This is a genomic window from Halomonas sp. GFAJ-1 (assembly GCF_000236625.2).
GTDB lineage: Bacteria > Pseudomonadota > Gammaproteobacteria > Pseudomonadales > Halomonadaceae > Vreelandella.
In genome coordinates, this window is the sequence record NZ_AHBC01000041.1 from 1 (window position 1) to 6,466 (window position 6,466).

General features: G+C 51.6%; 7 protein-coding genes and 1 pseudogene. All 8 read right to left on the reverse strand.

The genetic code is table 11. The features are described from left to right. A partial coding sequence (locus tag MOY_RS17725; RefSeq protein WP_328287039.1) for a helix-turn-helix domain-containing protein occupies positions 1 to 337 on the reverse strand: 337 nt, incomplete at its 3' end. Beyond that, a complete protein-coding gene (gene pgm / locus MOY_RS12130) occupies positions 294 to 1,895 on the reverse strand; it encodes a phosphoglucomutase (alpha-D-glucose-1,6-bisphosphate-dependent) (protein WP_009100112.1) in 1,602 nt (533 codons plus the stop codon). The genes MOY_RS17725 and pgm, both read right to left, overlap by 44 nt. Next, a pseudogene (locus MOY_RS17415) lies at positions 1,867 to 2,244 on the reverse strand (GDP-mannose 4,6-dehydratase); the annotation flags it as partial. The pseudogene MOY_RS17415 and the gene pgm, both read right to left, overlap by 29 nt. A 154-nt stretch (positions 2,245 to 2,398) precedes the next feature. Beyond that, entirely contained in the window at positions 2,399 to 2,551 is a 153-nt protein-coding gene (locus MOY_RS17420; RefSeq protein WP_202813490.1) for an NAD-dependent epimerase/dehydratase family protein, read from the reverse strand. 50 nt (positions 2,552 to 2,601) lie between these two features. Next, positions 2,602 to 3,549, reverse strand: a complete 948-nt coding sequence (locus MOY_RS12140; protein WP_009100113.1) for a KpsF/GutQ family sugar-phosphate isomerase — start codon at positions 3,547 to 3,549, stop codon at positions 2,602 to 2,604. Positions 3,550 to 3,587: 38 nt separating this feature from the next. After that, positions 3,588 to 4,874, reverse strand: a complete 1,287-nt coding sequence (kdsB, locus tag MOY_RS17730; protein ID WP_009100115.1) for a 3-deoxy-manno-octulosonate cytidylyltransferase — start codon at positions 4,872 to 4,874, stop codon at positions 3,588 to 3,590. A 10-nt stretch (positions 4,875 to 4,884) separates the two neighbouring features. Further along, complete coding sequence (gene kdsA, locus MOY_RS12155; protein WP_009100116.1) at positions 4,885 to 5,727, reverse strand: 3-deoxy-8-phosphooctulonate synthase; 843 nt, start codon at positions 5,725 to 5,727, stop codon at positions 4,885 to 4,887. A gap of 5 nt (positions 5,728 to 5,732) precedes the next feature. Continuing rightward, positions 5,733 to 6,466 (reverse strand): acyltransferase (locus MOY_RS17265; protein ID WP_009100119.1); only part of this gene is annotated, 734 nt, incomplete at its 5' end.

A 6,466-nucleotide genomic window follows, 5' to 3' on the forward strand; every position in this document is an offset into this window, starting at 1 on the left:
GCTTGTACTGCGAGCTGATAATGTGCAGTGCCTTGTTGTACGTAAACCGCACCGCGCCGAATTGCTGATTCAAGAAATCAGCCTGTTCGGGGGTGGGGTAGATGCGTACTTTGGTGGCTGTTAACACAACGGCTTCAACTCGTTGACTGTATGAATGTATAGTGCCAGATAAATACGACACTACAACCCCTGCAGCGCTAGCGCGCTGCCCGCTTGTATCCCCGCCCTCAATCGGGCGAGGGTTTACGCGGATTTTTGCTAATCCCAGTATCGCTATGCGGGTACGCTGCAGTTTACACCGAGCTACCCAACACACCGGAAAGTAGCTTTGTGGCACTTTCGATCAGTTCATCTAAGTGCTGCGGGCCCTTAAAGCTCTCAGCGTATATTTTGTAAAGCGACTCCGTGCCGCTGGGGCGGGCAGCAAACCAGCCGTTGTCAGTCGTTACCTTCAAACCACCAATGGCTGCACCGTTACCAGGGGCGTTGACCAGTACGGCAGTGATCGGATCACCCGCCAGCATGGTTTCGGTAACGCTCTCTGCACTTAGCTGTTTGAAAGCGGCTTTTTCTTCAGCGGTACAGGCAGTATCGACCCGCTTGTAAAACGGCTCGCCAAAACGCTCGGTTAAGGTGCGGTAATACTCGCTCGGTGTTTTACCGGTAACCGCCAATATCTCGGCGGCCAATAGGCACAGCACAATACCGTCTTTATCAGTAGACCATGCCTTACCATCATGGGTAAGCAGGCTAGCGCCTGCGCTCTCCTCTCCCCCAAAGGCAAGCCACCCCTCATGCAAGCCATCCACGAACCACTTGAACCCTACCGGCACTTCATAAAGCTCACGCCCGTGGGAGGCAACCACTCGGTCAATCATGGAAGAGGACACCAGCGTCTTACCGATTTTAAGTGTCACTGCCCACTCGGGTCGGTGGCTGATTAAGTAGTCCACGCACACGGCTAAGAAGTGGTTAGGGTTCATCAACCCGTTGGCATCCACAATACCGTGGCGGTCGGCATCAGGGTCGTTGCCATAAGAAAGATCAAAACGGTCTTTAATGTTTAACAGGTTCGCCATGGCGGCAGCGCTGGAGCAATCCATGCGAATTTTGCCGTCGTGATCAGGCGGCATAAAGCTAAAGCTGGCATCGACCGTGGTATTGACCACCTCAAGATTAAGGCCGTAGTGCTCAGCGACCGCTTGCCATACCGGCAGCGCGGTTCCCCCCATGGGGTCTACCCCTAGCGTAAGGCTGGCGCTTTGAATAGCCGCCATATCCACCACCTTACCCAGCTGCGCTACGTAGTGGGCCGTAAAGTCATACTCCTGGGCGTAAGCGAGCGCATCTTCAACCGAAACCAGCGCCATTTCGCCTAACTCACCTAGCAAATAGGCATTAGCACGCTGCTCAATCCATGTTGTAGCGTCGGTATCGGCAGGCCCACCGTGGGCCGGGTTGTACTTAATACCACCATCTTCTGGTGGGTTATGGGAGGGCGTAATAATCAGGCCATCGGCTTTGGCCGCTCCTGGCATCGCCTGATGTTGAAGGCTGTTGTGCTGCAAAATAGCGTGGCTAACCAGCGGCGTTGCCGTGTAGCCGTGATGCTTTTCAATCAGCACGGGCACCTTATTAGCCGCCAAGACTCTCAGCGCGGACTCCCAGGCAGGGCGAGAAAGCGCATGGGTATCAAAACCTAAAAACAGTGGCCCTTGGTAGTCTTGCGCTTTACGGTAATCCACCACGGCTTGGGTAATCGCAAAAATGTGCGCCGCGTTAAAGGTGCGGTCAGCAGCGCGCCCTCGATGGCCTGATGTACCAAAGGCGACACGCTCTTTTGCCACGTTGGCATCTGGGGTTTGATCAAAAAAATCTTGAGTGATGGCGTCCATTTGCGTCTCCCTTGCTAGGTTTGCCATTCGCACCGAATATATTTACCGTGCGCAATATAGCCATGACGATGATCGTGATAAAAAACGTATTGATTAATATACACTTAGAGCAAAACGATCCAACCAAAACACCTTCAGGGTCAGCACCACTCGCATTAAAATAACGCCACGCAATAAAGCGAAGCCCATAAGCTGCGGAATAGTCCATTAATACCCACACTACCATCAGCTTGCTAGCACCGGAGGGGTTAATGGGTAGTTGCGGGTGTGCTTCATCAAAGGGCACGTATTCAGATTCACCAAAGCTGGCCGCTGCCGCTATAGAAAAGAAAATAAAGCGTTGCACGCCATAGCATCTAGCAGATTGAGGGTATTGGTGACATTGTTACAATAATGTTTGTCACAGTCGTTCACCTAATCGCCTACAAAGCTGAAGTCGGTAAAATGCATGACGCCAACAAAATGATGATGCTCAACAATTAGTTGAGCATCACAGTATCGGTTCAATCGTGTTCTACCAGTTCACCATATTTCACTAACTCACGAAAGCCAGTAGACAGATTATCCAACACGACAACACAGTGCCCTGAACGGGCCAGCTGCTTGACCACCTGGGCACCAATGTATCCTGCCCCTCTTAACCCCAATACTTTCATAAGTACTTCATGCTGAATTAAAAAACACTAATTGTTTAGATAAAGCTAGATTAGCCAAGCCGCCCAGCATCCTGAAGTTTTAGCACACCACTTAGCGCCCCTTCTTCTCCCACCACCAGCAAAGAGGTCACTTTGGCCTTCAGCATAATGTTTTCAGCATCTGCAAACATTTCCATCTGATTGATGGTGAGCGGAGAGGGAGTCATTACGCTAGCAGCTGTTAATCCATCAAAGCTATCGTGGTTAAACAGTGTACGGCGCAAATCACCATCCGTAATAACGCCTTTAATGGTGCCTCTATCTACGACAACGGCAATACCCAAACCAACTTGAGTAATGGTCATGATGACTTCTTTCATGTTGTCGTGCGGGGCACAAATCGGCAGTTCCGTGTGCATCACGTCTTTCACACGCGTCAGCAACCGTTTACCCAGGCTACCGCCAGGGTGGAATACCGCAAAGTCATGGGGTTGGAAATCACGCCGTTCAATAAGCGCCACCGCCAGCGCATCGCCCATGGCTAGCGTCACGGTCGTGGAAGTGGTGGGTGCTAAGTTATTCGGGCACGCTTCACGCTCTACCGATACATCCAGTACCAGATCGCAGTTGCGGCCTAAGGTTGAGTCCGGATTGCCCACCATCGCAATTGTTTTTACCCCAAAATGGCGTAGTGATGGAATTAAGCGAATCACTTCCTCCGTCTCGCCACTATAGGAGATCAGTACCACCACATCGTCGGCAGTGAACATGCCTAAATCGCCATGATAGGCTTCCGCCGGGTGCACGGAAAAACTCGGCGTGCCGGTAGAAGCCAGTGTGGCCGCCATCTTGTTACCAATGATGCCCGATTTACCCATACCGGAAATAATCACGCGCCCCGGCGTTTCAAGAATCATATTCACGGCCTGGTCGAAGGAACCGTTCAGTCGGGTAGCCGCTGCTTCCAATGCACGGGCCTGGACTTCGAATACTTCTTTACCGACGTTGATACTCGACATTTGATGTCTATCCTTTTCTATCACGTTGCTCTGCCACTTTATTGGGCAGCTCCACCAGAAACTGAATGGAAGCCCTTCGCTGAGTTAAATACATCTGCCCGGCCATGAGCAGTAAGAATGGCGTCTGCCAGTTCTCGCACGGCCCCTTGGCCACCCGCTAAGGTAAGCACGCCAGTGGCATGTTGCTTCACATAGCTGGGAGCATCGGCCACGGCATAAGACAGCCCGCACGCCGCAAAGGCAGGAAGATCAATAGAATCATCACCGATACAAGCGGTTTGCGCTGGTGTGGCGCCTGCTTGTTCCATAAGCGCTAAACACGCCGCATATTTGTCCTTCACACCAAACGCAAGCAGGTTAATACCCAGATCCGCCACGCGTTTACGTAACGTGGGGGAATCCCGGCCAGAAAGCACCGCCACCCTAATACCGCACTCTTCCAGCAAGCGCATGCCTAAGCCATCACGCACATGAAAACGCTTCAAGCATTCACCTGTGGCATCGTAATAGATGCCACCATCAGTCAGCACGCCGTCTACATCGGTAATCAGTAGCTTGACGTGGGCCAGTGGCGACGCGGGTGTATAGGGCTTGCCTTCCAGTATTGCCCTCACTTTTTCAAGGCACTCGGGGGTATCGACCCCTGGCCCAGTGGGCGCTACTTCAAAGGCGCGGATACGCAGGCCTGCCGCTAGCAACCGCAGCTGTTCGAGCTGTTCAGTTTGCTCCAATGCCGAGGCAGGCAACTGGGCGTACTGCTCCAAAATGCGTTTGCGATAGGCATACACCCCCACATGCTTTTTAAAGCCGGGGTGTTTATCCCCCTCGCGGGGGTAAGGTATAGGGGAACGGCTAAAATAGAGCGCGTTACCCGCCTGCCCTAACACAACTTTTACTGCATTAGGGTTCTGGGCCTCTTCATCTTCAATGGCATGGTAAAGCGTGCCCACATCTACGGTGGGGTCGACCAACATGCCTTGCGCAAGCTGTTCTACATCACTGGGGCGAACCAGGGGTTCATCCCCTTGCAAGTTGATGTAGATATCAGCGTCTACTTGGCCCATCACTTCGACCAAGCGGTCGGTGCCGGAAGGATGATCCTTTGATGTCAGCACCACCTTACCGCCAAACGCGTTCACGGCATCGACAATGCGCTGGTCATCAGTGGCAACCACCACGGTATGGGCAGAAGGCACCTGCTGTGCCTTCTCAAACACCCATTGCACCATAGGCTTGCCCAGCAAATCGGCCAGGGGTTTACCGGGCAAACGGCTAGAGCCGAAACGCGCAGGTATAACCAGCGCAACACGGTTAGAGGTAGACACAGCCAACTCCTTAATCAATTTCCAGCGCAGGCATAACTTTTACTGCATCGTCGATAGCCTTGATCTGGGTAAGGAACGGCTCCAACAAATGCAGTGGCAAGGCGCTGGGGCCATCGCACTTGGCGTTGTCCGGGTCGGGGTGTGCTTCCAGGAACAGGCCACCAATACCCACGGCCATACCGGCACGGGCCAGCTCTAATGCTTGCTTGCGACGGCCACCCGAAGCGGCACCCAGCGGGTCACGCTGCTGCAGTGCATGGGTAACATCAAAAATGATGGGCAAGTTGCCACAGGTATCTTTCATCACTCCAAAGCCCAGCATATCGACCACCAGGTTATCGTAACCAAAGCTGGTGCCCCGGTCGCAGAGCATGAGCTGGTCGTTGCCTGCTTCCTTGAACTTCTCGACGATGTTGACCATTTGCCCTGGGCTCAAGAACTGGGGTTTCTTGATATTGATAGGCTTGCCCGTTTTGGCCAGTGCCATGACCAGATCCGTTTGGCGAGCCAGGAAGGCGGGCAACTGGAGGATATCGACCACCTCCGCCACGGGAGCGGCTTGCCAAGGCTCGTGTACATCCGTAATCACGGGCACACCGAACGCTTTTTTCACGTCTTCGAAAATGCGCATGCCCTCTTCCAGGCCGGGGCCACGGTAAGAGTGGATGGAAGAACGGTTGGCCTTGTCAAAGCTGGCCTTGAACACGTAAGGGATACCCAGCTTGCCACAGACTTCCACATACTTTTCACAGGCCGTCATGGCAAGGTCACGGGACTCAAGCACGTTGATACCCGCCAGCAGGGTAAATGCTTTGTCGTTCGCGATAGAGATATTGTAGCCGTTCAAATTCATGGTCATCATTCCGTCTTTGATGGTGGTTCTTTCCAATGTTCAAGCTGTGCCTGGGTGAACTTGGGCTTACGGCCCCTGTTCCAGGTCACCCCATGCCTGACAATTTTTGCAGGAGTACCTGCGATTAGCACATTTTCCTCGGTAAATTTCTTATTTACGAAAGAATATGCACCTACGATGGAATCATTGGGGATTTGTGAGCCTTTGCTAATTAAGCTGCCAACGCCTACCCATACATGATTACCAATTTTAACCGAAGCAGGTTTGTTAACTCGCTCACGCGTTTGTACATCGACTACTGAATGAGCGTCAGTGGTACGTATTTCTATGTCACGAGAGAACATGCAGTTACGACCAATTAAAACATCACAGCCTTCTTGACAAAGGATATATACATTTTGAAAGGTAGTGTTTCTAAAAACTCGCACCTTCTGCCTATTACCTCTTATTATAATCCTGCCCTTAACCTTGCAGCCCTCATCAATATAAAGTTTATTAAAATCGCCAGCCATAGTAACTTCACAGTCAACTTTAGACCCACTACCAACTATTATTTTATTTTTTTTCCCCGTAACATTTCCGCGAATCTTAGCGAAAGGATTATGCTGAAAATTGAAAACACTACCCTCACCAAGATCTAGCAAAGCAGAACCAGAAGAACTAGATTTTGTTTTAAATTCGTGACTTGAAAAACCAAAGCCACTCACTTTCTTAAACAAAGAAACAAAAAAAATCTTAA

Coding starts and splice junctions, on each gene's coding strand:
- kdsA (WP_009100116.1), bottom strand. CDS start 5,727: ATGAATTTGAACGGCTACAATATCTCTATCGCGAACGACAAAGCATTT.
- pgm (WP_009100112.1), bottom strand. CDS start 1,895: ATGGACGCCATCACTCAAGATTTTTTTGATCAAACCCCAGATGCCAAC.
- MOY_RS17420 (WP_202813490.1), bottom strand. CDS start 2,551: ATGAAAGTATTGGGGTTAAGAGGGGCAGGATACATTGGTGCCCAGGTG.
- MOY_RS12140 (WP_009100113.1), bottom strand. CDS start 3,549: ATGTCGAGTATCAACGTCGGTAAAGAAGTATTCGAAGTCCAGGCCCGT.